The organism is Streptomyces sp. CRN 30, assembly GCF_034105845.1.
In genome coordinates this window covers 74,010-100,877 of the sequence record NZ_JAVRHI010000442.1, presented here as the reverse complement: position 1 = coordinate 100,877, position 26,868 = coordinate 74,010, and the positions used below count along the sequence as shown (strand labels likewise).

Sequence of the window (26,868 nt, the reverse complement as noted above, 5' to 3'; positions counted from 1 at the left end):
CCGGCCGCCGCCCCGCCCGCACCCGCACCCCGCCGCGCCGGCTTCCTGCTGCGCAGGAGGCGCGACCGGGCGGCCCCGGTACCGGGCCCCTCCGACTCCCCCGCCGCGCTCGTCGACTCCCTCACCGTCCACCGCGGGCAGGTCGAGGCCCTGCACCGTGTCGGCCTCACCGTCGCCGCGGGCGAGACCGTCGCGCTGATGGGCCGCAACGGCGCCGGGAAGTCCACCCTCCTCGGCGCACTGGTCGGCCTGGTGGAGCCGGCCGGCGGCACGGTGCGCGTCGGCGGGGCGGTCCCGCACCGCACGGCCCCGCGCGACCTCGTCCGCCGCGTCGGCCTCGTTCCGCAGGAGCCGAGGGACCTGCTGTACGCCGACACGGTGGCCGCCGAGTGCGCGGCGGCAGACCAGGACGCGGGCGCCGCGCCGGGCACCTGCCGCGCGCTGGTGACCGGGCTGCTCCCCGGCGTGGCCGACGGCACGCACCCCCGTGACCTGTCGGAGGGCCAGCGCCTGGCGCTCGCCCTCGCGGTGGTCCTGACGGCCCGTCCTCCCCTGCTCCTCCTCGACGAACCGACCCGGGGCCTCGACTACGCGGCCAAGTCCCGCCTGGTCACCGTCCTGCGCGCGCTGGCCGCCGAGGGCCACGCCATCGTCCTGGCCACCCACGACGTGGAACTCGCCGCCGAGCTGGCCCACCGGGTGGTGATCCTCGCGGACGGCGAGGTGGTCGCCGACGGGCCCACCGCCGAGGTGGTCGTCGCCTCCCCGTCCTTCGCGCCCCAGGTCACGAAGGTGCTGGCGCCACAGAAGTGGCTGACGGTGGCGCAGGTGCGGCGGGCGCTGGAGGTCGAGGACGCGTGAGAGGCCGAGAACGCGTGAAAGACGTGAACCGCTCCCGCCCCGTACCCTTGGGCCCCCGCTCCCTCGCCGCGCTCGCCCTGGTCAGCGCCGTGGGCGTGGCGGCCTTCGGCTGGCCGCTGTTCGCGGACCCCGACTCAGCTGTGGCCGCGCACGCGCAGGACGCGCCCTGGCTCTTCGCCGGGCTGCTGGTGCTGCTCGTCGGCGTGGTGGGGGCGACGATCTCCGAGTCGGGGCTCGGCGCGAAGGCCGTGGCGATGCTCGGGGTGCTGGCCGCGACCGGCGCGGCGCTGCGCCCGATCGGCGCCGGCACGGCGGGCATCGAGCCGATGTTCTTCCTGCTGGTGCTCAGTGGGCGGGTCCTGGGCCCTGGCTTCGGCTTCGTCCTCGGCGCCGTGACGATGTTCGCGTCCGCGCTGCTCACCGGTGGGGTGGGGCCCTGGATGCCGTTCCAGATGCTGGCGATGGGCTGGTTCGCGATGGGGGCCGGACTGCTGCCGGGGGCGGGCCGGCTGCGCGGGCGCGCCGAACTGCTGCTGCTGGCCGCGTACGGCTTCCTCGCCGCCTTCGCCTACGGCACCGTCATGAACCTCGCGGGCTGGCCGTTCCTGCCCTCCCTCGCCTCCGGCGTGGCCTTCGACCCGGACGCCCCCCTCGGCGCCAACCTGGTCCGCTTCCTCGCCTACTGCCTGGCCACGTCCCTGGCCTGGGACCTGGGCCGGGCGCTGGTCACCGTCGCCCTGACCCTGACCCTCGGCTCCACCCTCCTCAAGGCGCTGCGCCGCGCCACCCGCAGGGCCGCCTTCGAGGCACCGGTCACGTTCGAGCGGCCGCCGCGCTGACCTCGGCCGTCTCCGGTTCCGTACGGGGCTCCGGCTCCGCGGACGCCTTCTCGCGCGCCCGCGGCCCCTGCAGCAGGTACGTCAGGCCGAAGCCCGCGCCGACCACCACGGCACCGCCCGCCGCGTCCAGGATGTAGTGGTTGCCGGTCGCCACGATCGCCGCGAACGTGAGGAGCGGGTGCAGCAGGCCGAGCGCCTTCATCCAGGCCTTCGGCGCGACGATCGCGATGACCAGCCCGCACCACAGCGACCAGCCGAAGTGCAGCGAGGGCATCGCCGCGTACTGGTTGGTCAGTGCGGTCAGCGTGCCGTAGTCCGGCTGGGAGAAGTCCTGCACGCCGTGGATCGTGTCGATGATGCCGAGCCCGGGCATCAGGCGCGGCGGGGCCAGCGGGTAGAGCCAGAAGCCGAGCAGCGCGAGCAGGGTGGCGAAGCCGAGGGACGAGCGCGCCCAGCGGTAGTCGGCGGGGCGGCGCACGTACAGCACGGCGAGGATCGCCAGCGGGACGACGAAGTGGAACGACGAGTAGTAGAAGTCGAAGAAGTCGCGCAGCCAGCCGATGCCGACCACCGTGTGGTTCACCCAGTGCTCGACGTCCAGGAACAGGGCCCTCTCGACGGCGAGGATCTGCTCGCCGTGCTCCTCGGCGGTGGCCCGCCCGCCGGCCGCCGCGATCCGCACCTGCGAGTAGGCGGCGTACGTGACACGGATGAGGAGCAGTTCGAGGAGCAGGTTGGGGCGGGTGAGGACGCGGCGCAGGAACGGCAGCAGCGGAACGAAGCCCCACCGGGTGGGGACCGGGGCGGCGTGCTCGGTGGGGACCGGCTCCCGGTAGTACGGGGAGGTGCGGGAGAGGAACGGCACGGCGACGGCGGCGGCGAGCGCGGCCAGCAGCACGGCGTTGTCGCGCACCGGGTGCAGGGCCGCCATGTTCGGCAGCATCATCTTCGCGGGGAGCGTCATCACCAGCACGACGGCGACCGGCCACACGTACCGGTCGGAGGCCCGTCTGCCGACCCGGCCGACCACCGCGAGCAGCACCCACAGCAGCTGGTGCTGCCAGGTGGTGGGCGACACGGCGACGGCGACACAGCCGGTGATCGCGACGGCGAGCAGCAGCTGCCCGTCCGCCGCGTACCGCACGGCCCGGCGCAGACCGACGACGGCGACGGCCACGGCCAGCGCCAGGAACAGCGCGATCTCCAGCGGCCCGGTGAGGCCGAGCCGCAGCAGCGCGCCGTGCAGCGACTGGTTGGCCAGACCGTCCGCCGCGCCGCCGAGCCCGACGCCCGCGAGGTGGTGCACCCAGTACGTGTACGAGTCCTGCGGCATCGCCGCCCAGGCGAGCGCGGTGCACGCGACGAAGGTGACGCCGCCGGCGACGGCCGCGCGCCGGCGCCCGGTGAACCACAGCAGCGGCGCGAACAGCAGCACGGTCGGCTGCAGGGCGGCCGCGAGGCCGACGAGGACCCCGCCGGCGCGTTCCCCGCGGACCGCGAAGCACGCGGCGAGGACCAGCAGGACGGGGATGATGCTGGTCTGGCCGAGGTGCAGGGTGTTGCGCACCGGCAGCGACAGCATCAGCAGGCTGATGGCGACGGGCGCGGCCAGCAGGGCCGTGCGCCGGGACACCGGCTGGGGCAGGGCGCGGGCGACGATCAGGCCGAGGGCGACCACCAGCAGCAGCGTGCCGAAGGTCCAGCCCCAGCCGAGGGCCTGCTCCGCCGCACGCGTCAGCGGTTTGAGGACGAGTCCGCCGAACGGCGTACCCGTGAACCGGGTCGAGTCGTACAGCGAGCCGCTCACGTGCAGGACGCCGTTCGACCCGACCCAGGTCTCCAGATCCGTCAGCCGCTCCCCCTTGGGGGTGCCCAGCACGGCGGCGACCTGCCGTACGGCGAGGACGGCGGCGAGCAGCCACAGCCCCGCGCGGGCCGTACCCAGCCTCGTCGTGACCTCGCCCGCCGCTGCCCCGAAGGCATTGCCCGGTCTGCCCTGCTCCGCGTTCGCCACGCCCCGTCGGCCCTCCCGCCCCGTCTCGTCCCGTAGGTGGTCCCTGTGCGCACCTGGGGACACCCCTAGAGAGTCGCACTGCCCCCGGGATGAGACGCAGGCAACCCCTGCTTCACCTGACGTCCGTCCCGCTTTTGTCCGGATGACGATAGTGCGCGGCGGGTTGCGTCCACTCCACGGGCCGCCGCCGGGTCTACGCTCGACCCGCGCGACTGGTCGGTCAATCCGACTGGACGGAGCAGCCGGAACGACGAAAGGCACGGTGCATGAGCGGCAGCGAGTCCCGCCCCTGGAACGACGTCGACGCCTACTTCACCGCCCTCCTCGCCCCGGCGGACGAGGTCCTCACCGCGGCGCTGCGCGACAGTGAGGCCGCCGGTCTCCCGCCCATCAACGTCGCCCCCAACCAGGGCAAGCTGCTCCAGCTCCTCGCCCAGGTCCAGGGCGCGCGCCGGATCCTGGAGATCGGCACGCTCGGCGGCTACAGCACGATCTGGCTGGGCCGCGCGCTCCCCGAGGGCGGCCGGCTGATCAGCTTCGAGTACGACGCCCGGCACGCCGAGGTCGCCCGCCGCAACCTGGAGCGGGCCGGCCTCGCCGGGAAGGCGGAGGTGCGGGTGGGCGCCGCGCTGGAGTCGCTGCCGAAGCTCGCGGACGAGCACCCCGAGCCGTTCGACCTGGTCTTCATCGACGCGGACAAGGCCAACAACCCGCATTACGTGGAGTGGGCGCTCAGGCTCTCCCGCCCCGGCACGCTGATCGTGCTCGACAACGCCGTCCAGGGCGGCCGGGTCGCGGACGCCGACAGCGACGACCCGGGCATCCGGGGCACCCGCGCCGCGCTCGACCTCATGGCCACGCACCCCAGGCTCAGCGCGACGGCGGTGCAGACCGTGGGGAGCAAGGGGTACGACGGCTTCGCGCTGGCCCGGGTGCTGGACTGACGGCCGGAACCGTCTCCCGGAGCCTCACCGCTCGTGGAAGAAGCCCACGTTGACGCTGCGGGGCCCGGTGCGGTCCTGGATGACCAGTTCGCCGCTGCTGCCCTGCGGCAGCCTGGCGGTCGCGCCGTACTGGAGGGGCTGGGGCCGTATCCCGGCCAGGGCCAGGCTCACCTCCGCGGAGGGGTCCGGCTGTGAACCGCGCAGCCAGGTGACCTGCCAGCTGCCGTCCGGGGCGCACAGGAACTCCAGGTGGACCCGGGAGACGAACAGCCAGTCGTCGGGCGTCGCGAGACGGCACACGGCCCGGTCACGGCCCACCCGCAGCACGACGCCCGGGTCGCTGGGCGCGTCGGCCATCAGCATGCCGGCCGTCGCCCCCGCGTCCCCGCCGGAGACCGAGGCCATGGTGAGTTCGAGCACGTGCGCTCCTTCTGGTCACGGGTTCCGGTCCGCACGCCCGGCCGTCACCCTGTCCGTGTCACCGCGCGGGCTCGCCCGGCGCACCGCCGCCGCATGATAGATCGGCCCCTCGGCCAGATGTGCGGTTCCAGGCACACTGGACACATGACCGAGCGCAAGCCACCGGGTGTCAGCTTCGAGTCCTTCGTCGACAAACAGATCCGTGACGCGGAAGCGCGCGGGGAGTTCGCCGCGCTGCCGGGCGCGGGCAAGCCACTGGCCGACTCCGACACGCCCTATGACGAACTGTGGTGGATCAAGCGGAAGATGGCCCGCGAGGGGCTGGCGGTACTGCCGCCGACCCTGGCCCTGCGCAAGGAGGCCGAGGACGCGCTGGCGGCGGCCCTGTCCGCGCCTTCGGAGCGGGTCGTACGGAAGATCGTCACCGAGATCAATGCCAAGATCCGCGACATGATGTTCAAGCCCCCGCCGGGCCCGCCGCTCGGCCTCAAGCCGTACGACGAGGAGGAGGTCGTACGGCAGTGGCGGGAAGGGCGGCAGTGAGGGAAGAGGCGAGAGGGGCGGAGGGGCGGCGGTGACAGGAGAGCGCGCGTCACGCGGGTGACGACACGGGGTCACGACGACACGTGAGAGGCCGCCCCCGGATCACGGTCCGGGCGCGGCCTCGTCGTACGTTCACGGGTACGAGGCGCGGAGCGGCCCTCACACCTTCAGGAGCCGCTCGGCCAGCTCGCGGTAGTCGCGCAGGGCCAGGCGCAGCTGCTCGGTGTCACCGGTGGACGGTCCGCCCTCGGTGCCGCCCTGCCAGGAGGTGCGCAGGGTACGGCGCCGTTCGGCCACGGCCTCGGTGAACCGGGAGGCGATCTCCTCGAGCACGCGGTCGGCGTCCTCCACGGCGTCCCGGGGACCGTCGACGAACCCGCTGACCGTGTGGTGGAGCCGCTCCGTGTACTTGTCGCACTCCTGGTGCGGGAGCAGCGAGGCGCGGTGGGACCCGGTCGCCGCCGCCGTCGCCCTGGCCTTCGCCACCGACTCGGTGGGGCCCGCGTGCCCCGTGGACGTGGCGGACGTGGCGGACCCGGCGGACCCGGCGTGTCCGGTGGACGTGGCGGGTGCGGCGGGGGCCGTGGGCGCGCCGGGGGCCGTGGGTGCGGCAGGGGCCGCGAATCCCGTCGAACCGTCCACGCCCGGCGCCGCTCCCGGTGTCGCGCCCGGCGCGGCTCCCGGTGCCTTTCCTGCCGTCGTTCCCCGCCTCGTTCCCTGCGGGCCCTCGTGGCCCGGTACGGCCTCCATGCGCTGGGTGTCCCGGCCGGTTCCGATGTTGTCTGCCATTTCCCTCAACCCCCTCAGCTCTCCTTCGGGTGACGCTTGTTGAACGACCACGACGGGCTGGTGCGCGAGCCGTGGTGGGCCGCCGCCTCCGTACGGTGGTCGGAGTTCCGGTGGCCGCCCGGGGCCACCAGCTCCTCGAACAGCGCGCGGGCCTCGACCAGCGCCGTGCGCATCTCCTCGGTGCCCGTGCCGCCCGGGCCCGTCTCACCGGTGGCGGGAGCGTGCGCGACACGGTGCACCCGCCGGTAGCCGTGGACGTGGTGCGCGTGGTGCACGGAGAGCGCGTCGAGCTGCTCGTCGTAGCGGCCGCTGTCCGGGAAGCCGCGCGCGCCGGCCACCTCGCCGAGCAGCCGGTCGGCCTCGGTGAGGGCCTCGCGCGGCGAGTCGACGAAACGTTCCTGTACCGCCGTCCAGCGGACCTCGTACCGCTCGCGCTCGGCAGGCTCCAGCGCCCGCGGCTCCAGCGAGCCGTGCCGCTTCACCCGCTCGGCGAGCTCGTGCTCGGCCGCCTTGGTGTCACCGTCGTGCCTGGCGAGCGTCCGCTCGTACTCGGGCCCGAAGCGGCGCCGCAGCCCGCGCCCTCCGTCGGCCCCTCGGTTGCGCAGGGACAGCACGACCGCGATGACCACGACGGCCGCCACGATCACGATCAAAGCGATGATCAAGCCTGTGGACATGTATGCCTTCCGGGGTTCTCGACCCAACGGGCCTGTTTCCGCAACGGGTTGCCCGAACGTCCACCCGTAAACTGTTTCACCCGCTCACCCGTCCGCCCCGCCAACTCCTCGCCCGTTGCGCCCCCTTACGCCCTGCTCGCCCACATCGGAATCCGGTATTCCGAGGGTGCCTTGGAGATCTTGTGCGCAAGATCTGCATAATCTCTGGAGTTCGTACGGGAGGGATCACGCGTGAGCGAGCCGAACGGCCATGCCGCCGAACCGAGGGGTCACGTCTGTCCGCAGTGCGCGGCACCGCGCGCCGCCGACGGCACCCCGTCCTGCCCGTGCGGCACCCGCGCCTCCGACGCCCTCCGGGACGCCCGTACGGCCCAGGCGGCGGCCGCGGAGGACTTCGACCCGCTGCGCATCCGCCCCTACGTCGAGCTCGACGGCACTGCCGAGAAGGGTGCGGAGGCACCGCGAGGCGCGGAGGCGGCAGCGGGAGCGGGGGAACCGGGGAGAGAGGCGAGAGCGCAGGGGCAGGAAGGCACGGGAGCCGCCGGGGAGCCCGACCAGCGGACCGGGCCGGACCGGCGGCCCGCCGGGGCACCCACGATCACCGTGCCGATGGCGGCGGGAACGACCCGGCCCGACTCCGCCGACGTACGCCTCTTCGAGGAGCCCGCCGGCCCGGGTGCCCCCACCGGCCCCGGCACCGGCGCCGCGCGGCACCCGCGCCGGAAGCGCACCGTGTTCGCCGTCGCGGGGGCCGTGACCGCCGTCCTGGTGACCGCGGGTTTCGTGAGCGGCGTGTTCTCGTACGACACCCCCACGCGGGACGAGGCACTGCCGGACGGTCTGCGGGCGAGCGTGCCGGAGAGGTCGCCCGAGGAGGAGGCGTCACAGGCGGCGCCGCCGTCCGACGAGGACACGGCGTCGGCGTCCGGCGAACCCTCCGCCGACGCCGACGACAGCACCGCGGGCGCCTCGCCCGGCACGAGCCCGAGTTCCGCCCCGTCGGCGTCCGCCGGGGCGGCGAGCCCGTCCCCGTCGGTGACCGCCGAGGAGGATCCGGCCGAGCCCTCGCCGAACACCTCCGCCACCACGGAGGCACCGGCGCCCGAGGCCGACGCCCCGGAGGAGGAGTCCGCCCCCCAGACCCTGCGGCGCGGCGACGACGGCCCGGAGGTCACCGAACTCCAGTTGCGTCTCCGCGAGTTGGACATGTACCACGGTGACATCGACGAGAACTTCGACCGCGGGGTCGAGAACGCCGTCCAGTACTACCAGTTCCGCCGCGGCATCATGAACGACGAGCGGGGCGCGTACGGCCTGCCGACCCGGGAACGCCTCGAAGCGGAGACACGGGAGCCGTAGGCGGACACGGAAGCCGTAGGGGAACACGGGAGCCGTAGGCGGACACGGGAGTCACAGTCGGGCAGCCGCAGGTGAAGACCGCGGGCGGGCAGCGGTCGGCGGAGGCCGTCAGCCGAGGGTGACCCGCAGCTCGCCGTTCCCTGCCCGCTCGACCCGTACCCGCGTGAGGTCCGTGACCAGCGCGTCCGGCCCGTGCACGGCCGCTCGCGGCCCGACGCCGACGACCCGCATCCCGGCGGAGCGCCCCGCCGTGATGCCCGCCCCGGAGTCCTCGAAGACCAGGCAGTCCGCGGGGTCGACACCCAGTTCGGCGGCGCCCTTGAGGAACCCTTCGGGGTCGGGCTTGCTCGCCCCGACGGACTCCGCGGTGACGCGCACGGCAGGCAGCGGCAGCCCGGCGGCGGCCATACGGGCGGTGGACAGCGGCACGTTGGCGGAGGTCACGAGCGCGTGCGGCAGCCCGGCGAGCGAGCCGAGGAACACGGCGGCACCCGGTATCTCCACGACACCGTCCGTGTCGGCGGTCTCCTCGGCGAGCAGGCGGGCGTTGTCCGCGTGGTTCTGCGCCATGGGCCGGTCCGGCAGCAGCAGCGCCATCGAGGCGTACCCCTGCCGCCCGTGCACCACTTTCATGGCCTCGTCCCCGTCCACCCCGTGCAGCGCGGCCCAGCGGCGCCAGATGCGCTCGACGGCGGCGTCCGAGTTGACGAGGGTGCCGTCCATGTCGAGGAGGAGGGCGCGGGCGGTCAGAACGGTGGTGGCCGTCATCGGCATGCTCCAGGACGTGCTAGGGGGCGGGGCGCGGGCCCGCGGGAACAAGGTGGCCCCGCCCGCCGGTCAGGGAGTGCGGACGGGAACCACTTTGTTCCTCCACGATACAAAACGAGTCCCGCGCCGCGCCAGCGGTCCCGGGCCGGCACTTCCGACCTCCACGCACCCCACCCCGGCGCGCCACCTCCGGTTCACCGCCTGCCCCCCGGTTCACCAGGATCAGCCCGCCACCGCCTCGTACAGGCTCCACACGCCCAGCGCCAGCATCACCAGTGCCGCGATCCTGGTGATGAGCCGCAGCGGCACCCGCTTCATCAGGGCCTTGCCGCCGACGATGCCGATCCCGGCCACCGCCCACAGCGCGAGCACTGCGCCGAGGCCGACGGAGAGGGGGTCCTCGTAGCGGGCCGCGAGGTTGGCCGTCATGATCTGCGTGAGGTCACCGAACTCGGCGACCAGGATGAGCATGAAGCCCGCCCCGGAGACCTTCCAGAAGCTCTGGTCCTTGGGCTTGCGGACCTCGCCCTCCTCCTCGTCCTTCTTCAGCAGGAGCACGGCCGCGCCACCGAGGAAGAGCACACCGGTGATCGCGGAGACGAGCTGCCCGGGCAGGAGCGTCAGCACGCTGCCGGCCGCGACGGCGAGCACCACGTGGACGAGGAAGGCGGCGGCGACACCGGCGAAGACGTAGGAGGGGCGGTAGCGCGTCCCGAGGACGAGGCCGGCGAGCGCGGTCTTGTCCGGGAGTTCGGCGAGGAAGACGACGCCGAAGACGAGCGCCGTGACGCTGAGACTGATCACTGTTCCTCAATCGGTCGGGGCTGCCCCACCGAGAGAACCGTTCACTGACGCGACACCTCGGCACGGCAGCACACACGGGTCCCGTACCCACGGGGTACGGACGGGCGACCGCGCCGGACGGCGCGGTCGGTGCACTGCTTGCCGAAGGTCTCGCTGGCGGGCCCCTGGACGAGGCCTGCCTCCGGGCGCCGGCTCAGACGAGCTGAGCAGTATGTCGACGGTCCGGCGAAGAGCTACTCCCCTTCTGCGCTTCCCATCGTACGCGACGGCCCCGCGGGCCTCATCCGGAGGAACCCGTGCGGGATTTCGCGCGCCCCGGGTCTTGTCGTGTCATGCACACGTCATTAACTTCTCACCGAACGCTCATCCGGGCGCAACACGGCGCGGACAGAGTTCCCCTGCCCGCACCCAAGCCCCCCCACCCCTCGAGGGAGTTCGCATGCGTAAGTTCTACGCGCGTCGACGGCTCAGTGTACTCGCCGCCGCCACCGGCCTGGCAGCCATGACGGGCCTGTTCAGCGCCCCGAACGCGGCCGCCGCCCTGCCCACCCCGGTGAGCGCCGCGACCGCCCGCACCTACCTCGCCTCCCTCACCGTGGCGACCGAGAACCGCACCGGCTACAACCGGGACCTCTTCCCGCACTGGATCACCGTCAGCGGCACCTGCAACACCCGCGAGACCGTCCTCAAGCGCGACGGCTCGAACGTCGTCACCGACTCCGCCTGCGCCTCCACCAGCGGCAGCTGGTACTCCCCGTACGACGGCGCGACCTGGACCGCCGCCTCCGACGTGGACATCGACCACGTGGTGCCGCTCGCCGAGGCCTGGGACTCCGGGGCGAGCTCCTGGACGACCTCCCGGCGCCAGTCCTTCGCCAACGACCTGACCCGCCCGCAGCTCATCGCCGTCACGGACAACGTGAACCAGTCCAAGGGCGACAAGGACCCGGCCGAGTGGATGCCGTCGCGCACCGCGTACCGGTGCACGTACGTCCGCGCCTGGGTGCAGGTGAAGCACTACTACGGCCTGTCGGTGGACTCCGCCGAGAAGTCGGCGCTCACGAACTACCTGTCCGCCTGCTGAAACGTTCCGCCGATCCGCCGGACGTTCCGCCCGTCGTCCTGCCGGAACCTTCACGCCCTCCTCCGTCGCCCCGTACCGTACGGGGCGACGGAGGAGGATGATCGTCGATGACCGAACTGCGGCTGGGCCCCCTGCTGAGGTACGCGGACGGCGACACCGCGACCGTGTGGCTCGAGACGAGCCGGCCGTGCGCCGCCGAGGTGCGCTGCGCCGACGGTGCCCGCGGCGACGCCCGCACCTTCCAGATCGCCGGCCACCACTACGCGCTGGTCACGGTCACCGGCCTGACCCCGGGCACCGCGACGGCGTACGAGGTGCTCCTCGACGACGCCCCCGTCTGGCCCCTGCCCGACTCGCCCTTCCCACCCTCCACGATCCGCACCCCCGACGCGGAGTGCGTCCGCGTCGCCTTCGGCTCCTGCCGCTGGGCCGCGCCGCCCGCGCACGAGGAGGACCCGGTCGGCCCCGACGCCCTGGACACCCTCGCGGCCCGGATCGCCGCCGACCCGGCGGCCGAGCGGCCGGACGTCCTGCTCCTGCTGGGCGACCAGGTGTACGCCGACGAGACCTCCGAGGCCACCCGCCGCTGGCTCGCCGCCCGCCGCGACCTCGCCGAACCCCCCGGCGACCAGGTCGCGGACTACGAGGAGTACACCCGCCTCTACTACGAGTCCTGGCTCGACCCGGAGGTGCGCTGGCTGCTCTCCACCGTCCCCAGCTGCATGATCTTCGACGATCACGACGTCATCGACGACTGGAACACCAGCGCCGCCTGGCTGTCCGACATGCGCGCGCTCCCGTGGTGGCAGGAGCGGCTGCTGAGCGGACTGATGTCGTACTGGGTCCACCAGCACCTCGGCAACCTGGCGCCCGCCGAACTGGCCGACGATCCGCTCTACGCCGCCGTACGGGCCGCACCGGACGGCACGGACGCGCTGCGCGCCCACGCCGCCCGCGCCGACCGGGACCCGGACTCCGTCCGCTGGAGCTACCGGCGGGACTTCGGGCGGGTCCGCGTGCTGATGGTCGACACCCGGGCCGCCCGGGTCCTGGACGAGGACCGCCGGTCGATGCTGGACCCGGGCGAGGAACGCTGGCTGCGCGCACAGGTGCTGGACGACCCCGGCGCGTACGACCACCTCCTCATCGGCACCTCGCTGCCCTGGCTGCTCCCCCACCTCGTGCACGACGCCGAGGCCTGGGACGCCGCCCTGTGCCGGGGCGAGCGCGGGGCGCGCTGGGCCCGGATCGGCGAGGACCTGCGCAGGCGGGCCGACCTGGAGCACTGGGCGGCGTTCCCGGAGTCGTTCGAGTCGCTGGCGGACCTGATCGTCGAGGCCGGGTCGGGCGAGGGGGCACCGGCCACCGTCCTCGTCCTCTCCGGCGACGTGCACCACGCGTACATCGCGGAACCTTCCTGGCCCGCCGGTCCGGCAGGGACCACCAGGAAGGCCCCTGACGCCCGGGTGCTCCAGCTGACCTGCTCCCCGGTGCACAACGCCATACCGCTCTCGATACGGCTCGGCTTCCGCTTCGGCTGGAGCGGCACGGGACGCGCCCTCGGCCGCTGGTTCGGCCGGCACGGGAGGGGGGCGCGACCTTCCTTCGACTGGCGGCGCACGGGTGGCCCCTGGTTCGGGAACCACCTGATGACCCTCACCCTGCGCGGCCGCTCGGCCCGGCTGCGCCTCGACCGGGCACGGGAGCCGCGGGGCGGCACGGCCCGGCTGGAGACGGTGGCGGAGTCGGAGCTCACCTCCTGAAGGGTTCCGCCCCCTGACGTCTTCCGCGGGAGCGACTGCCGCACGTCCCCTTCCCGTTACGCAACCGGAGGGTGTACGTAACACCGGGTCCGTACCGTCCGACGCGGTGCCGCGAAGTCCCCGCGCACCGGACGGACAGCGGGGTCGGTTCCGGTCACGCCCTTGACCGCCCGCGCGGCCCAGAAAGCGTGCTCACGTGCGCGCGGACCGGAAGCCAAGGCCCAAGCGGAGGTGAAGCCTTGGCCTAATGTTGAACTTGCAACCAATGGTTAGGCGTGCCTAACGTTGGCGGGCGATCGGCAACACAATCGTCCCCACGACCGGCCCGCTCGCCCGCGGGCCGGAATGCCCGACCGAAGGAGTCCCCCACATGACCGGACGCTTGAACAGCGCCCAGCCGTACGCCCTCGGCCTGTTCCGCATCGTCGTCGGCCTGCTCTTCGCCTGCCACGGCGCCGCCAAGATCTTCGGGCTGCTCGGCAGCACCACCCCGGACGTGGGCGCCTGGCCCGACTGGTACGCGGCCGTCATCGAGCTCGTCGGCGGCACCCTGGTCCTGCTCGGCCTCGGCACCCGCGCCGCCGCGTTCATCTCCTCGGGCGCCATGGCCTACGCGTACTTCAAGGTGCACCAGCCCTCGGCCCTGTGGCCCATGGAGAACAACGGCGAAGGCGCCGCCCTGTACTGCTGGGCGATGTTCCTGCTGATCTTCACGGGTTCCGGCGCGTTCGGGCTCGACCGGCTCTTCGCGAGCCGCCGCTCGGCGACGTCCACGGACGAGCCCGCCGCCGAGCGGAGGCCCGTCGCGGCCTGACGCCCCTCCCCGTACCCGACGGCGCCCGCCCCGCTCCCGCGGCGGCGGGCGCCGTCATCGCTCCCCTTGCGCTTCCAGGTCCTGGTCCCGCCCCCAGTTCCGTTCCTGGTCCCAGTCGCGGTCCTGCTCCGTCCAGTTCCATACGAACGGCACGGTCCCCGGCCCGACCCAGCCGTGGGGCACGGCACTCTGCCCGGTCCACCCGTACGGACACCGCCCCGTACCCGTCCCCTCCGCGTTCCACCCGTACGGGTAAGACCCCGCTCCCGGTCCCGGCCCGGTTCCCCCGTCCCGTCCGAAGGGCACGGTGAGACAGCCGACGCGCGCCCCGGAGTCCCCGGGCCGTTCGTGCAGCACCAGGGAGGACGCCTCGCCCGTCCGGAACCCCCAGTCGTGCCGCGCCGTCGCCTCGCCCACGCCCCTCCCGTCGGCCGTGAAGTCCAGCCACACCTCGTTGTCGGCGGTGGCCGCGGACGGTTCGTGCCGGTAGTGCCCGCCGGAGTCGTCCGGCTCGGCCCCGCAGGGCTTCTGGTGCACATGGGCCCCGTACGTGTGACCGGCCCGCATCCCCGTGACCCGCAACCGCACGGTCGTCCCGCCACCCGCCCCGGTGTGCTGGTGCACCTCGATCGAGGAGGCCTCCGGGACGAGCGCCCTGTCGTACGTCACCGCCACCGGGGCGGGGCTGCCGGGGGGCGCGAAGGTCGCGGCGTTCCGTGACCAGTACTCGCCGCCGCCGTCCGCCGTACCGCCCATGCCCGTCACCACGGCCGCGGTGAGGGCGACGGCCATGCCTGCCACCATCTGTGTCCACTCCTCCACTGTGCTTCTCTCCGCCGCGCCACCGCGCTCCTGCTCCGCCGCGCCACCGCTCGGTCTCCGCTTCCGTTGGTACGCCGCCGGGTCGCCGGCCGCCTCCCGGGACGGCAGTCGGGCGAACGGCGTGATGCGGACACATCCGGCCCCTGCGGACCCCCCTGTCACACCCGGGGCGTACGCTGTCCGGCGGTCACTGGGCCGCCCTGCCGCCTCCCGAGGCGACACGACCGGGCCCACGGGGGAGTCTCGGGGAGTCGGGGAGTTGTCGGTGCTGGAGAGCGTGGGGTCACTGACGGCCGGCCCATGGATCTACGCCGTGGTGGCCGCGTCCGTCCTCCTGGACGTCTTCGTACCGATCCTGCCGAGCGGTGTCCTGGTCGTCATGGCGGCGACGGCGGCAGCGGCCGGCACGGCTACCCAGGCCGACGTACCCGACCTGCTCTTCCTCATCCTGTCCGCGGCCACGGCGTCCGTACTGGGAGACCTGGTGGCCTATCGCGTGGCCTGGCGGGGCGGCGAACGCCTGGACCGCGCCATCGCCCGCTCCCGCCGCCTCTCGCACGCGCAGGAACGTCTCGGCACGGCTCTCGCCCGGGGCGGGGGCGTCCTCTTCGTCGTCGCCCGCTTCGCCCCCGCGGGCCGCTCGGTGGTCTCCTTCTGCGCCGGCGCCGCCCGCCGCCGCGTACGCGACTTCCTGCCCTGGTCGATCCTGGCCGGCACCGCCTGGGCCGCCTACAGCGTCGCCCTCGGCTACTTCGGCGCCCACTGGCTGGGCGCGACCTGGATCGCCACGGCGGTCTCGCTGGCGGCCCTGTTCGGCGCGGGCGCGGGCGCGGCGTACTTGATACGCAGGCCGCGCCCGCAGGACTGACTGCCTGCCTGATCGCCTGCCCGACTGGCTGCCTGCCTAACTGCCTTCCTGATCGCCTGCCTGACCGCCTCGGCCCGAGGCCGCCGCGCTCCTCCCCCGCACCTCCAGCCCGGTCAGCAGCTCGGCGGTCGCGGCGGTGACCGCCTCCACCGCGCGGTCGAAGACCTCCCGGTTGTGCGCGGCGGGAGCCCGGAAACCGGACACCTTGCGGACGTACTGCAGGGCGGCGGCCCGGATCTCCTCCTCGGTGGCCTCGTCGGGGAGTACGGGCGGACGCAGCGTCTTGATACTCCGGCACATGCGCCCAGTGTCCCAGGGCCGGCCCGGCACGCCCCGGGCATTGACGCGGCTCCCCCCTCTGCTGATCATCGCGGGATACCGCCGCCCACGAAGCGGCGGAAGGAAAAGGCGACAGCGACAGACGGCAAGAGGGGGAACCATGACGGCGAACGACCGGCTCACGGTGGCGGTGCTGGGCCCGGGGGGTGTCGGCGGCCTCCTCGCCGCCCTCCTCGCCCGCACGGGACACCACGTGCTCTGCCTGGCCGGGCCCGACACCGCCCGCGCCCTGCACGACCACGGCCTCCGGGTCCGCAGCGGCCGCTTCGGCGACTTCACCGCCCGCGTCGAGACGGCGGCGGAGCTGCGCGAGCCCGTCGACGCCTGCTTGATCACGGTGAAGCACACGAGTCTCGATGCGGCCCTGGAACGCGTGCCGCCGCGGTCCCTGGGCGCCACCGGCCTCGTCGTCCCCCTCCTCAACGGCGTCGAGCACCCGGAACCACTGCGCGCCCGCTACGGCGCCGACCGGGTGGCCCCTGGCGTCATCCGCGTCGAGTCGACCCGGGTGGCCCCCGGCGTCATCGAGCACGGCAGCCCCTTCGTGCAGGTCGACCTGACCGGCGACGCGCTGCCGCCCGGACGCCTCGGCCCGCTGGCGCAGGCACTGGAAGGGGCGGGGGTGAGCACCCGCGTACTGCGGGGCGAGCAGGCGGCGCTGTGGGCGAAGATGGCGTTCCTCGCCCCGCTCGCCCTGCTCAGCACGCGGTACGGCCGTACGGTCGGCGACCTCCGCACCCACCACCGCGAGGAGCTGACCGCGCTGGTCGAGGAGCTCGCGACGGTGAGCCGCGCGTGCGGCGCCCCGGCGGACCCGGCCGAGGCCGTCCGCCGCTACGACGGCTTCCCGGCCGCCATGAAGAGCTCCATGCAGCGGGACGCGGAGGCGGGCCGTCCGCTGGAGCTGGACGCGATCGGGGGCGCCGTGCTGCGCGCGGCACACCGGCACGGCGTTCCGGTCCCGGTGGCGGAGAGGCTGGTACGGGAGCTCCGGGCGGCGGACCACCACCCTGATCCCGGCGCCTGACGCCGGGCGCCGACGCCGACCGCTGACGGCGGCCACTGGCAGCGGCAACGAAGTGGCCGAAGTGCCCGTGGAGACTCGCAACTGAAAATCGAACAGGCGTACCATTGCCGCGTGGCTGGTACCTATGAATTCCCGAGTGATCTCCTGGCCGGACAGGAGGAACTGCATCAGGTCCGGGCCGAGTTGCTGGCCCTCCTGAAGCGGCTCCCCTGGTCGGTCGAGCCGCTGGACGGCTTCCAGGACGACAACGGCTGGCGCAAGGTGGAGCGCCCCGCCTCCCCGGGCTGGACCCCCGACGAACAGGCGGAGGTCGAGAAGCTGCGCCGACGCGAACGGGAACTCGCGGTCTTCGTGACCTGCCACCGCTTCTGGACGGAGGTCACCGCCCAGGACAAGGTCGACGCCCGCATGCACCTCAAACACGCCCATGAGCGCCCGGACCCCACGGAGGAGACATCGGGGGCATCCGAGGCACCCGGGACACCTTGAGGTGGCCACGCAGGCCGATCACCCGTCGGCGTCGGGTGTCACCGCCCCGGGTTCCGGACCCTTGGGCCCGGCTGGATCACTAGCTACTACGAAAGGCCGGGCCGCAGGAAGCGCTGGAGGATGAGGCGCGGGGCCGGGAGTTGCTCGGCCGCGTCGAACGAGCAGTTGACGATCCGCTGTCGGACGACCGCGTCGTACTCACGAGCAAGGGACGGGAGCGGGAGTTCCCGCCTTCACCGCACACGGATGAACCTGGGCGGACACCGATCCGTACAAGGACGATCCGGCGACGACGTCCAGGAGCTGCGCGAGGAACTGAACCGTCTCGGTGTGGTGGTTCGGGACGACAAACGACGCAGAACTGGAGGACCTAGGACACGGCCGTCCGCACACGGGCATCCGGCACGGCACATGGGCATGCGGGAGCTTGGCGTGCCGCGGCGCGACCGAGCACGAAGGTTCTAAAGCTTGCTCATCTTGGCGTACGGGCTCAGGATCCGCTCCTGCGCCGAACTGAAATCAACAAGTACGGCAATGCCCTCCTCGACGCCGACCACTCGGCCGAGGCCGTACATGTCGTGGGTGACCCGGTCACCCACGGCGAACTGCTTGAGAGGTGGCGTGACCGGGGCCGCGAAGGGGCTGGTGGGCAGATGACGCTTCGGTGCAGCTGACTTTGTCATTGCCACCAGTATGCGCCTCCGTCTACCGGTTCTCTACAGCCTTCTGCTCCCGCTGTCCCGCCGGGGCCCGGCCGACGAGAACCGCCCGGCCCGGTCGGACATGATCGCCAGAGGCAGCGACCGGACCACCACGTCCCGCCGGCGCCCCAGGTCACCGCCACGTTCGGACTGCCGGACCCTCTGAGAACCGACCCCTCACGCACCTCCCCGCCCACCCCGCACGCACCACCTCAGAAACCGCCCCGAACAACCTCTCCGTCACCCTCCGCGGTATGACCGCACATCCGGACGAGCGCTTCGGGCGGGGTGAGCAACATGGCACATCCGGGCGCATGACAGTCAGCGGACGACATCGAAGACATTCTTCTGCAGGCCGTTGGCGTAGGCCTCGTGCTCGACCAGCTTCAGCTTCTGCGCGTCCTTGTCCGTGGCGCTGAAGAGCCGCTTGCCCGCACCGAGCAGAAGCGGGAAGACGAGCAGGTGGTAGCGGTCGATGAGACCGGCGTCCGAGAGGTCCCGGTTCAGGGAGGCGCTGCCGTGAACGATGATCGGACCCCCTTCGCCCGCCCTCAGCGCGGCGACCTCGTCGAGTGAGCGCAGGATCGTCGTCTCACCCCAGTTCGACACCAGGCCCCCCTCGCCGAGCGTGGTGGAGACGACGTACTTGGGCATCACCTTGTAGCCGGCGAAGTCCTCCATGTCGGGCCACACCGCACTGAACGCCTCGTAGCTGGTCCGGCCCATCAGCATCGCGGTGGCTTCCTCCTGCTCACGCCCCTTGATGCCGAACGCCTCGGGGAGGAACTCGATGTCCTTGAAGGTCCAGCCGGAGTTCCGGTAACCGGGCTCGCCGCCCGGGGCCTCGACGACGCCGTCGAGCGATATGAAGGCGGTGCTGATCAGGGTGCGCATCTCAGTTCCTCGGTGTCTCGTGTTCAACTCTTCGGCAGACTCGGCCGGCGCGGGCTCCCACCGCAGTCGCGGCTGTGGCGCGCCTACCGTGGTTCCTGACCGTGGATCACGCGAGAACTCATCGGTCGGCGCCCCCTTCCTCCAGGCTTCGGACCACCGGCACCGGGACCGGGCGAGAGTTGTCCGCCAGGGACTCCGCGCCGGCCACGCCGACCAGCGACGCGGCCACCGCGGGCCGCACCGGTACCAGCGGTGGCTTCCCGTGCTCCACCGTGGCCCGGAAGGCGAGCAGTATCCGTACTGTGCCCTCGGCCCCGCGCGCTACGGGCTCCCCGGTGAGAGTGAGCGGTGGAGGGGTCAACTCCTCCTCGCGGGCGTATCCCTCCGAAGCCGCCCAGCTCTCCGTTCTGACACGGACCGACCAGGACCGTTCACCGGCGGCTCGGACGGACTCGGCCAGCGCCTTGGTTCCCCGCACGGACACCCAGCTCCAGTGGCTGTCGGGTTCGCCCTGCAGGAATCCGTGCCGGGTGAGGGCCAGCGCCCCGCTGGACAGCCGTACCGCCATGACGACCGCGGCGCGCGGGTCAGACTCCTCCACGGAGAACGCCGACACCTCCACCGGCCAGGCATTCGTGAGGGCCAGCACCGGTGAAAGGGTGTGCGTGCAGTACGCCGTGGGAGCGATGCGCCCTCGCCAGTGGGCCGGGTCACCGATCAGGCCGGCGACATCGGTTGGGGACATGCCGTGCAGGTAGTCCGTTTCGATCAGGCTGATCCGGCCCAGCCTTCCGGACTCGATCGCCTGCTGGATGAGCCGGACGTGCGGATGAGCCACGTAGTTCTCAGCGAAGGAATAGGTCGCGGACGACCTGTCCGCCGCCGCGATGAGCCGCTTCCCTTCCGCTGCATCCACACACGCCGCCGACTCGGACAGCACATGCACCCCATGGTGCAGGAACGTGATGGCCAACGGCGCGTGCTCGTCGAAGTCGTTGGCCAGCACGACTCCGTCGAGGCGATGCTCCAGCAGCTCCTGCCACCGTTCCACCAGCACCGCACCGGGCAGCCGCGCCCGTGCCGCAGCGCGGCGTTCGGGGACACGGTCGCATGCCGCCACGACCTCCATGCCCACCTTGCGGCACCAGTCCGCCAGGTGAAGCCCCATCCCGAGCCCGATCACCCCTACCCGCATGCAGGCATCCTCTTCCGGACCGCCCCTCCTTCCCAGCGAATTTCCCACGGATCGCTGAACAGCGCCCGTAATTCCGACGTGGAACGTCGCGGCCTGCGGCAGGCCACGGTGCGTTGCGAGCAAGCGGGAAGGGCGCAGACCCGCAGCCACAGGCGCATCGCGGTGACGCTGTCACTGGATGCTGGTGGAGCGCCGGTAGTCCGCTGCTGTGCGTGGGATCGTCACGCGGCTCTCTGCGCGGCCTACCGGCTCCCCGGTGCTCCCCGTTGATAGCTGCCCGTTCCGGCACAAGAGTGGTGCGGCCGGGAACCGTGCCTTGACGCCTCGAACTACAGGCGAGGCGGTTGCTGAGGAGTCCGTGACCGTCAGATGGCCACTTGGCGCCGATACCGGCTGGTTGCGCTCATGACGCTTGCTGTGCTCCGCTGCCGTCTCGCACCGCTCAGCGCAGATGCACCGGGCCTGACCACAAGGCTGCCCCGAAGGCTGACCGATACGCTTCGGACGGTCGAAACTCCTTGCGCTCGAAGATGCGAGACCGGACGATCGTTCAGCATCTCGACCGCATTCTCAGAAGGAGGGGTCATGCGCGACAGATATCCTGGCGCATTGGTGGCGTTGAGCGCCGCCGCGCTTGCGCTCGCACTCGGCGCGCTTCCCGGCACCGCCTATGCAGCCGGCAAGGAACACAGTGCGCGGGCTGGAGAAACTTGGCTGAGCCGGAAGGGCTACTGGCCCTTGGAGACAGCCCCTGGTGGAATAGCTCCTAACATGGAGCCCGACGGCCTGCCGCTGGCTTTGAACGGCGATGCCTGGATTTATCACAACGACGACATATTCGGCGATCCCGCACTGGTTGACAAGGGCGATCTCAGGCTCGACGGTGACGGAGACTGGGCGGCAACATCCGCGCCACCGGTCAGTGGGGACGGGAGCTTCACTCTCGCCGCTCGGGCCCGCTTGGCTGCGACAGACAACAGGACGCAGACCGTTCTATCGCTTCCGGGCGCCGACACCGACCGCCTGGCGATCCGGTACCAAGCGGCAAACGGGAAGTGGGAAGTCGCGGTATCCACCGAGGATGAGGCGAATGCTTCGCAAGTGGTCATCACTGAGGAGCAGGCTCTACCCGAGGACGATCCCGGTAACGTAGGTGACCACTTGGCCGTCGTTTATGACGCCTCTGCTCATGAGCTTCGCTTTTATGTGAATGGCCAGCTGTCCAACACGTCCACTGCCGTGGACACGACGTCGTGGACAGCCTCCGGTGGCCTGCAGGTGGGCCGCTCGGCGATCCACGGGGAGTACTTCGCGGGCACCGTGGATGAGGTGCGCGCCTACTCCGGCGCCGCTGACCCGACGACCATAGCCATGATGTCGAGCCTGACGGGACTACCTGATCTCTGAGCACCAGACTCGCCCGCCACTCCCGGTAGGGACGTGACGCCTGCGGAGCACTCCTGTGTTCCCGCACACGGGGCTTGTCGTACCTGGTCGCGACGCGCCACCGCGCGCCGGCCACCGCGGCCCGGCCCACGGATACTGCCTGGACGTGCTCAGGCGGAGGCGCGGGCGATGGTGCCCGCGGTGAGCGTGGCCAGCATCTCCTGCAGGGCAGTCACGAAGTCCAGCTTGAACGCGGTGAGCGAGGGGTCGGCTTCGTAGGCGGCGAGCATCGCCGGGGAGGGCCGTGCGTGTGTCCACACGGCGCCGACGGCCATGATCATGGCTGCGACCAACTGCGGAGCGCTGTCGCCCAGCTCGGGAAGGCGCTGGTGGGCCAATGCCGCGATGCCGGCGACGTTGGCCACGGCCGCGCGCTTATAGCGGGCGGCCACCTGCGGGGAGACGTTGTGTTCCAGTACGCCCGCCTGCGCGCTCAGCAGGTCACACAGGACCCGGCGTCGGGCGAGGGAGCCCGCGATGACGGCGGCGAACTGCTCTGCACGCCGGCTCACCGGAGCGTCCTGGTCGACGCCGGCGCACACAAGGGCAGGCAAGTCGGCCACCCACTGCCGCCAGGCACGGTCGAGCAGCTCCAGCAGGATCGCCTCACGGGATTCGAAATAGCGCAGCACATTGGACTTCGCCAGTTCGACGCGGCGGCTCAGCTCGTTCAGGCTGATCTCGCCGATGGGCATCTCCTCGAGCATGGCGGCGGTGGTGTCGAGGATGGCCTGGCGCCGCACCTCACGCTGCTCCTCACTGCGCGCGCGCTGGAAGTTCGTCATGCCTCCAGGTTACAGACTGCCGGTCTTTTGACATCAGACCGGTGGTCTTCTACGTTGGGGTCGCAGTCAAACAGACCACCGGTCTGAAAAGGGGGCAGGTCTTGGGCTGCGCACCAAAACCGACGCCCTTCATGGACGAAGTCGTCAACGGGGGCTGTCTCGACGCTGTCGACCAGCTCTGGGCGGACGACATGATCTGGCGCGGCGGCAGCCCGGAGAACGCCGCGGCACCGACGCCTACCGCAAGTTCATGGCGGCCCAGTGCCGCCGACGCCTTCAGCGGCATGCGCCTGGACACCATCCAGGTCGTCGCCGGTCGCCGGTCGCCGGTCGCCGGTCGCCGAGGACAGTCTCGGCATGCTCTTCCAGCCCGGCATCACGACCCTGCCGAGCGCCGCATGACCGAGCACGAAATCAACGAATCCGAGGAGTGTGACAACGGTGAACCACTGGACTCCCGACGACATCCCCGATCAGACCGGCCGCACCGCGCTGATCACCGGCGGGAACGGCGGGATCGGACTCGAGACCGCCCGCGCGCTCGCCCGGCACGGGGCCCGCGTCATCCTGGCCGGCCGTAGCCGGACCAAGCTGGACCAGGCCGCGGAGGCCGTACGCGCGGCGACCCCCGAGGCCCAGACGGACACCCTCGTGCTCGATCTCTCCGACCTCTCCTCCGTCCGCGACGCGGCCACCCGAATCGCCGAGACCGAGACGGTCGACCTGCTCTTCAACAACGCCGGCGTGATGAACCTGCCCGAGCGGCGGACCACCCACGACGGCCTCGAGATGACGGTCGGCACCAATCACCTCGGCCACTTCGCCCTCAACGCCCAGCTCTGGCCCGCCGTGCGCCGCTCGTCCGCACCGCGTGTGGTCACCGTCAGCGCCATCGCGGCGCGGTGGCCGGTGGGCAGGCTGGACGACCTGATGAGCGAAAAGAGCTACCGCCCCATGGGCGCCTACGCCAAGTCCAAGCGCGCCAACATCGTCTACACCCTCGAACTCGCGCGCCGCACTGCACGCAGCCCCGTCGAAGCGCTCGTCGTCCACCCGGGGTCGGCGATGACCGATCTGCAGCAGCACGGCAACGGCGCCCTGAGCCGCATAATCACCCCGATCGCGGCACGCCTGCTCATGGGCTCGGCCGAGGGTGCCGCCTGGCCCTCCCTGTATGCGGCAACCAGCTCGTACGTCCAGTCGGGCAGGTTCATCGGCCCCGCCGGACGGGACCAGACCTCCGGCACCCCCAAGCCCGCCAAGCTCCCCACAGGCGCCGACGACCCCGCGGAGGGCAGGCGGCTGTGGGCGGCGAGCGAGCAGCTCACAGGTGTCCCTTTCGACCTCGAAGCCGGGGCCGCCGTCTAGGGTCCGTCACGGGTCACTAGATGGGGGATCATGGTGGCGTGGTACGCCGTCGCGAACTGTCCGATAAAGACTGGGAGTTACTCGCTCCACTCATTCCACGGGCCGCGACGGGTCGGCCGCGGGTGGAGGGCCGCCAGGTGATCAACGGCGTGGTCCACAAGATACGGACCGGGATGTCCTGGCGGGATCGGTCTCCGAGACCACCGTCGGCGCCGCGGCCCGCAACGCTTACCCCAGCACGGTCGATGCCGTGGTCGGCCGGGACGACATCGAGACCGGCGCCTTCATCGCGAACAAGTTCACGCGCAAACGCGCAATCCTGAACGCGTCGGCATGGCCACCAGCAGCACCTACACCGACGCTCTCAGCGCCGGCGCGTACACCGCGACGGTCGAGACGGCACTAGGGGTCCGTCGTCAAACGGATCCTGCCCAGAGCAGGAACGAGGCGAGAGAGCCCGCTGCTTCGTAGGAGGTGGCGATCTTGTCGTATCCGGTCGCGACGCCTCGGAAGCCCTTGAGCCGGTTGGAACAGCGCTCGACGATGTTCGTCTTCGTCGGTGCCCGCGGCGGCATCCTCCGCCGGATCTGGCTCCGGGCCCTCACCGCGACCGGCGGCGCCACCACACGGGACCATGCCATCGCCGACTACGTCGACGGACAATTCAGGAGGGTGCAGCGGCCTCCGCGCGGCCCATCTGACACGTAAGTGGCACGGCGGCCTCGAACCGCCACCAACGATCAAGGCCCAGGTCTCCGGCTTCGTACCGGCTGACCTGGGCCTTGTTCGTGACCTCGGACTGGTGGGCGCGGACGGTTTCGAACCGCCGACATCCGCCTTGTAAGTTCGATCCGATCCGGCTCCAGCAGCTGCCATCCACTGGTGCGATAGCTGGACAGGGATGTTGGCGTACGCCTCCGTCCGGCGTCGTTGATGTCAGCCTTGGATGTCAGAGACTCGGTCTGAGTGGGGTCCGGCGGCCTCAGCGCGAGGGGCGCCTCTTCGGGGGGACCGGGCCCGGGATCACATCCTTGCCAAGGTGCTTCTTGATCAGGTACTTCAGTTCCGGTCCTTCGATGAGCTGGAGTCGGCCATGTTGGCGGGCGAAGTCGTGGCTGGCCCTGCCGAACCACGATGTGGTGATCAGGATTCCCTTGGCAGCACGCTTGTGCTCGACCACTCCGGCCAGCGCCTGGACGGACTCCACGCCCACGAGCTTGCTGTAGCGCTTCGCCTGAATGATGCACTCACCGTTGAAGACGGGATCCTTGCTGACAGCCACCGCGTCAACGCCCTCATCTTTGGACGCCTGGGTGTTCCAAGCCTCCATGCCGATCGCCTCAAACAGTTGGCGAATCAGGTGCTCGAACTCGGTGGGCGTCAGTTTCACCAACACGGGCCTACTGTCCAGGCCTGCGACTACGTCCATGCTGTCCATGAGCCGGTACTTCGACAGGTCGAACTCGACGATGGGGCGGATCGATTCGAGATCGTAGGGGTTGGGAGACACCAGAGCGTTGAGTCCCCTGAGGCACTGCGCTGGATCAACCTGACTGAGACGGAGCTTCCCGAACTGCTCCCTGCTGGCGCTGAGCGTCACCAGACAGGGTGAGACCTCTTGACCGGTGGCCCGGTCGATGGTTCTCACATGGCCGTTCAGAATCACCCCATTGACGATCCGGTCCGGATCGCTCGTCAGGACCTCGTGAACTGTCCTCAGAGCGACTTGGGCCAGGACGGAGGCGTAGATCTCCTTGCGCTCCTTCTCCGGACGAGGCAACACGGTCGTCTCGTCCCGGTTCTTCACGTACCGGTAGCCCCGCGCCGTAGGAACGATCGCCTCAGGCGGCAAGTGGATCTCAACGAGCACGTCACCTGTGGCAGGTCGAAAGGCGATCCGATGCTCGTGGGGGAAGCCCAATGGATACTCCGACGCATCCAGAACAGCCCCTAGATGAGCCTCGACCGCCGCTGGCTCCCCGGCCCTGTACGCCTCGCGCTCCTCGTCCAACTTCCCGTTGAAAGCCGCCACCTCGTCAAGGGCCTGCGCTTCGGCCTGGCGATGCTCGGCACGCTTCCGCTCCAGCGTCGCCAGCCGCTTCTCCTCGGCTCGCCTGTGGCGCTCTTGTGCCTCGCCGAACCGCACACGCGCCTCGGCAACCGCAGCTTCATAGCGCTTCCTGCCAAGACCCAGGACAGCAACCAGACCGCCAGGCTCCGGTGGCGCGAACTCCTCCCAGCGCGGTGAAGGCTCCGGACGAGACCAGGGACGCTCGTCTAACTTCTTCGGCGTGTGAGTCCTCCGCCGGCGCTCAAAAGTCGTAGGCGGATCGCCCACCAACGCGTCCCGGAGCAACTGCCCTAGCTGCTCGACCTCGTGCTCGACCCCGATCGTGCGCACCTGCGCCTGCTCGGCCTGCTGCTCCTGATACGCGGCCTTCCGCTCGCGCTCCTGCCGCTTGCTGGCCGTCTCGGCGGCCTTGCGTTCTCGCTCCGCTTGTCGTGCCCGTTGTTCCTGGGCTTGTCGTAACCCTTGCTGCTGCCGCTGATAGTCGTTGCCTCGGCCGCTGCCCCGTTGCGCCACCCGCTATCCCTCCCCTGGCCTTACTCCGACACGGGGCTGCATTCCCCTCCCACGTTGCAGAATCACGCAGGGCAGGGACGTCACCTCAGACCGGACCGCGCGGTGCATCGTTGCCTCAGATCGTCTGTACCTCGACCGACGACAGTCAGCCACGATGGCGCGTCTGCCGACCGACCAGGCGCGCGTGTGCCTCGCTGCACCCCGCCGGCCTCAGCCACGCTGCCATGCCGTCGACCAGAGCAAGCCATGACGGCCGGACCGTACAGATGTCGGGTGCCCTCAGGACCCTCAGCTTGGGGGACTGAGATCATTTGGGCCCTGTTCGGGCGCTGACCTGGACAAACGGCCAGGCCGTGGCCGTGTCGGGCTGAGCCGCTGCCCCTGTTGTCGCTCCCCGTTCCGTCTGGGCGCTTATGGATGGGACCGACACCGGCGCGATGCGTGGAGCGACTCGGGCGATGGCCTGCGTCTGGCAATCTCCTGTGCGGGTGATGCAGGCCCTTGCTCCTCAGGGGCACCGTCCTGGACACTGATGCTGTATGGCCGTATGGGCGTTACTTGCAGTAACGGGGGGGGAACTTGAAGTATGAGCCCAACGCGAAGCACAAGGAACCGTGGCAGCCGGGGGCGCGCGGCTCGCTCTGCCCGGCAGGAGCTGACGGGCCTACACT

General features: G+C 71.4%; 27 protein-coding genes. 14 read left to right on the top strand and 13 right to left on the bottom strand.

Annotation, left to right across the window (positions count from 1 at the left end; translation table 11 throughout):
* Positions 1-861: energy-coupling factor ABC transporter ATP-binding protein (locus UW392_RS49640; protein ID WP_320781992.1), on the top strand; the 861-nt coding region annotated here is incomplete at its 5' end.
* Between the two features lie 14 nt (positions 862-875).
* Positions 876-1,700 (top strand): ECF transporter S component, encoded by an 825-nt coding sequence (locus UW392_RS49635; protein WP_320781991.1) that lies wholly within the window; start codon positions 876-878, stop codon positions 1,698-1,700.
* On the opposite strand, the gene UW392_RS49630 is transcribed toward UW392_RS49635, so the two are convergent.
* On the bottom strand, positions 1,675-3,714 hold the full coding sequence (locus tag UW392_RS49630; protein ID WP_320781990.1) for a bifunctional glycosyltransferase 87/phosphatase PAP2 family protein: 2,040 nt from the start codon (positions 3,712-3,714) through the stop codon (positions 1,675-1,677). The genes UW392_RS49635 and UW392_RS49630 overlap by 26 nt on opposite strands.
* 266 nt (positions 3,715-3,980) lie before the next feature.
* Between UW392_RS49630 and UW392_RS49625 the strand changes: the two genes are divergently transcribed.
* Complete coding sequence (locus UW392_RS49625; RefSeq protein ID WP_320781989.1) at positions 3,981-4,658, top strand: O-methyltransferase; 678 nt, start codon at positions 3,981-3,983, stop codon at positions 4,656-4,658.
* A 24-nt stretch (positions 4,659-4,682) separates the two neighbouring features.
* Here UW392_RS49625 and UW392_RS49620 read toward each other — a convergent pair whose 3' ends face one another.
* Entirely contained in the window at positions 4,683-5,078 is a 396-nt protein-coding gene (locus UW392_RS49620; protein WP_320781988.1) for a hypothetical protein, read from the bottom strand.
* Between the two features lie 144 nt (positions 5,079-5,222).
* On the opposite strand from UW392_RS49620, the gene UW392_RS49615 reads away from it, so the two are divergent.
* Positions 5,223-5,621 (top strand): DUF1992 domain-containing protein, encoded by a 399-nt coding sequence (locus UW392_RS49615; protein ID WP_320781987.1) that lies wholly within the window; start codon positions 5,223-5,225, stop codon positions 5,619-5,621.
* A gap of 159 nt (positions 5,622-5,780) precedes the next feature.
* Here the strand turns inward: UW392_RS49615 and UW392_RS49610 are convergent, their stop codons facing one another.
* Positions 5,781-6,410: a hypothetical protein gene (locus UW392_RS49610; protein WP_320781986.1), complete on the bottom strand. Its 630-nt coding sequence runs from the start codon at positions 6,408-6,410 to the stop codon at positions 5,781-5,783.
* Positions 6,411-6,424: 14 nt separating this feature from the next.
* Positions 6,425-7,087, bottom strand: coding sequence for a hypothetical protein (locus UW392_RS49605; protein WP_320781985.1), 663 nt, complete (start codon positions 7,085-7,087; stop codon positions 6,425-6,427).
* A 231-nt stretch (positions 7,088-7,318) separates the two neighbouring features.
* On the opposite strand from UW392_RS49605, the gene UW392_RS49600 reads away from it, so the two are divergent.
* Positions 7,319-8,446 carry a peptidoglycan-binding domain-containing protein gene (locus UW392_RS49600; protein ID WP_320781984.1) on the top strand — a complete coding sequence of 376 codons (1,128 nt, stop codon included), beginning with the start codon at positions 7,319-7,321 and terminating at the stop codon, positions 8,444-8,446.
* Between the two features lie 108 nt (positions 8,447-8,554).
* Here UW392_RS49600 and UW392_RS49595 read toward each other — a convergent pair whose 3' ends face one another.
* Both UW392_RS49595 and UW392_RS49590 read right to left on the bottom strand, forming a co-directional pair.
* On the bottom strand, positions 8,555-9,220 hold the full coding sequence (locus UW392_RS49595; RefSeq protein WP_320781983.1) for an HAD family hydrolase: 666 nt from the start codon (positions 9,218-9,220) through the stop codon (positions 8,555-8,557).
* Between the two features lie 216 nt (positions 9,221-9,436).
* The gene (locus UW392_RS49590) at positions 9,437-10,018 is read right to left on the bottom strand and encodes a TMEM165/GDT1 family protein (RefSeq protein WP_320781982.1); all 582 of its coding nucleotides are present in this window, start codon (positions 10,016-10,018) and stop codon (positions 9,437-9,439) included.
* A 439-nt stretch (positions 10,019-10,457) separates the two neighbouring features.
* Here UW392_RS49590 and UW392_RS49585 point away from each other — a divergent pair, with 439 nt between their 5' ends.
* The 3 genes from UW392_RS49585 to UW392_RS49575 all read left to right on the top strand — a co-directional run bounded on the left by UW392_RS49585 (position 10,458) and on the right by UW392_RS49575 (position 13,679).
* Complete coding sequence (locus UW392_RS49585; protein WP_320781981.1) at positions 10,458-11,102, top strand: HNH endonuclease family protein; 645 nt, start codon at positions 10,458-10,460, stop codon at positions 11,100-11,102.
* 107 nt (positions 11,103-11,209) lie between these two features.
* Positions 11,210-12,865: an alkaline phosphatase D family protein gene (locus tag UW392_RS49580; protein WP_320781980.1), complete on the top strand. Its 1,656-nt coding sequence runs from the start codon at positions 11,210-11,212 to the stop codon at positions 12,863-12,865.
* Positions 12,866-13,235: 370 nt separating this feature from the next.
* Positions 13,236-13,679, top strand: coding sequence for a DoxX family protein (locus UW392_RS49575; protein ID WP_320781979.1), 444 nt, complete (start codon positions 13,236-13,238; stop codon positions 13,677-13,679).
* Between the two features lie 54 nt (positions 13,680-13,733).
* Here UW392_RS49575 and UW392_RS49570 read toward each other — a convergent pair whose 3' ends face one another.
* Positions 13,734-14,483 carry a hypothetical protein gene (locus UW392_RS49570; protein ID WP_320781978.1) on the bottom strand — a complete coding sequence of 250 codons (750 nt, stop codon included), beginning with the start codon at positions 14,481-14,483 and terminating at the stop codon, positions 13,734-13,736.
* 283 nt (positions 14,484-14,766) lie between these two features.
* Between UW392_RS49570 and UW392_RS49565 the strand changes: the two genes are divergently transcribed.
* Positions 14,767-15,369 carry a DedA family protein gene (locus UW392_RS49565; RefSeq protein ID WP_320781977.1) on the top strand — a complete coding sequence of 201 codons (603 nt, stop codon included), beginning with the start codon at positions 14,767-14,769 and terminating at the stop codon, positions 15,367-15,369.
* A gap of 36 nt (positions 15,370-15,405) precedes the next feature.
* Here the strand turns inward: UW392_RS49565 and UW392_RS49560 are convergent, their stop codons facing one another.
* Entirely contained in the window at positions 15,406-15,669 is a 264-nt protein-coding gene (locus UW392_RS49560) for a DUF2277 domain-containing protein (RefSeq protein ID WP_320781976.1), read from the bottom strand.
* A gap of 139 nt (positions 15,670-15,808) precedes the next feature.
* On the opposite strand from UW392_RS49560, the gene UW392_RS49555 reads away from it, so the two are divergent.
* On the top strand, positions 15,809-16,735 hold the full coding sequence (locus UW392_RS49555) for a 2-dehydropantoate 2-reductase (protein ID WP_320781975.1): 927 nt from the start codon (positions 15,809-15,811) through the stop codon (positions 16,733-16,735).
* Positions 16,736-16,846: 111 nt separating this feature from the next.
* Positions 16,847-17,224: a hypothetical protein gene (locus tag UW392_RS49550; RefSeq protein ID WP_320781974.1), complete on the top strand. Its 378-nt coding sequence runs from the start codon at positions 16,847-16,849 to the stop codon at positions 17,222-17,224.
* Positions 17,225-17,685: 461 nt separating this feature from the next.
* On the opposite strand, the gene UW392_RS49545 is transcribed toward UW392_RS49550, so the two are convergent.
* The 3 genes from UW392_RS49545 to UW392_RS49535 all read right to left on the bottom strand — a co-directional run bounded on the left by UW392_RS49545 (position 17,686) and on the right by UW392_RS49535 (position 20,014).
* On the bottom strand, positions 17,686-17,907 hold the full coding sequence (locus tag UW392_RS49545; protein ID WP_320781973.1) for a hypothetical protein: 222 nt from the start codon (positions 17,905-17,907) through the stop codon (positions 17,686-17,688).
* 339 nt (positions 17,908-18,246) lie between these two features.
* The gene (locus tag UW392_RS49540; protein WP_320781972.1) at positions 18,247-18,819 is read right to left on the bottom strand and encodes a dihydrofolate reductase family protein; all 573 of its coding nucleotides are present in this window, start codon (positions 18,817-18,819) and stop codon (positions 18,247-18,249) included.
* A gap of 118 nt (positions 18,820-18,937) precedes the next feature.
* Entirely contained in the window at positions 18,938-20,014 is a 1,077-nt protein-coding gene (locus tag UW392_RS49535) for a Gfo/Idh/MocA family oxidoreductase (RefSeq protein ID WP_320781997.1), read from the bottom strand.
* 585 nt (positions 20,015-20,599) lie between these two features.
* Between UW392_RS49535 and UW392_RS49530 the strand changes: the two genes are divergently transcribed.
* Complete coding sequence (locus tag UW392_RS49530) at positions 20,600-21,421, top strand: LamG domain-containing protein (protein WP_320781971.1); 822 nt, start codon at positions 20,600-20,602, stop codon at positions 21,419-21,421.
* Between the two features lie 149 nt (positions 21,422-21,570).
* Here the strand turns inward: UW392_RS49530 and UW392_RS49525 are convergent, their stop codons facing one another.
* The gene (locus tag UW392_RS49525; RefSeq protein WP_320781970.1) at positions 21,571-22,245 is read right to left on the bottom strand and encodes a TetR/AcrR family transcriptional regulator; all 675 of its coding nucleotides are present in this window, start codon (positions 22,243-22,245) and stop codon (positions 21,571-21,573) included.
* Positions 22,246-22,686: 441 nt separating this feature from the next.
* Here UW392_RS49525 and UW392_RS49520 point away from each other — a divergent pair, with 441 nt between their 5' ends.
* Together UW392_RS49520 and UW392_RS67170 are read left to right on the top strand one after the other, a co-directional pair.
* Positions 22,687-23,613, top strand: a complete 927-nt coding sequence (locus UW392_RS49520) for an oxidoreductase (protein WP_320781969.1) — start codon at positions 22,687-22,689, stop codon at positions 23,611-23,613.
* A gap of 20 nt (positions 23,614-23,633) precedes the next feature.
* The gene (locus UW392_RS67170; protein WP_414497535.1) at positions 23,634-23,936 is read left to right on the top strand and encodes a transposase; all 303 of its coding nucleotides are present in this window, start codon (positions 23,634-23,636) and stop codon (positions 23,934-23,936) included.
* 659 nt (positions 23,937-24,595) lie between these two features.
* Here UW392_RS67170 and UW392_RS49515 read toward each other — a convergent pair.
* Positions 24,596-26,197, bottom strand: a complete 1,602-nt coding sequence (locus UW392_RS49515; RefSeq protein ID WP_320781968.1) for a restriction endonuclease — start codon at positions 26,195-26,197, stop codon at positions 24,596-24,598.
* Positions 26,198-26,868 lie beyond the last annotated feature (671 nt).